The 560-nt window shown below is 74.8% G+C and carries 1 protein-coding gene; it reads right to left on the reverse strand.

Annotated features, from left to right (window positions below; translation table 11 throughout):
• A partial coding sequence (locus tag B4M60_RS08165; RefSeq protein ID WP_291082089.1) for an FAD-dependent oxidoreductase occupies nt 1-560 on the reverse strand: 560 nt, incomplete at both ends.

The raw sequence follows: 560 nt of genomic DNA on the forward strand, positions 1-560 counted from the left end.
ACGAGGTCCACCGCCTGCTCGGCCATGAGCCGGTACTCGGTGAGCTTGCCGCCGGTGATGGTGACGAGCCCGTTCTCCGAGGTGAGCACCGCGTGCTCGCGGGAGAGGTCGGCGGTGTCGCCGTCGCCGGAGTCGACCAGCGGGCGCAGGCCGGCGAAGGTGCCCAGGACGTCGGCGCGGGTGAGCCGCGTGGCGAGCGCGCGGTTGACCACGTCGAGCAGGAACCCGATCTCCTCCTCCGTCGCCTCGGGGACGTCCGGCACCGGGCCGGTGGCGTCGACGTCGGTCAGGCCCACGTGGAGCCGGCCGAACTCGGCGGGGATGGCAAAGCAGAAGCGGTTGGTCTCCCCGGGCACCGGCACGGTGAGGGCGCCGACGGGATGGCCCAGCGCGGCCGCGCTGACGACCAGGTGGGTGCCGCGCGACGGGCGGACGCTCACCCCGGGCGTGGTCTCGCCCGCCCACACGCCGGTGGCGGAGACCACGGCCCGCGCGGAGATCGTGAACTCGTCGTCGTCGCCACTCCCGCCGCCCAGCTCGTCGCGGACGGTGACCCGCGT

Origin of the sequence: Dietzia sp. UBA5065 (assembly GCA_002415925.1) — a bacterium.
GTDB lineage: Bacteria > Actinomycetota > Actinomycetes > Mycobacteriales > Mycobacteriaceae > Dietzia.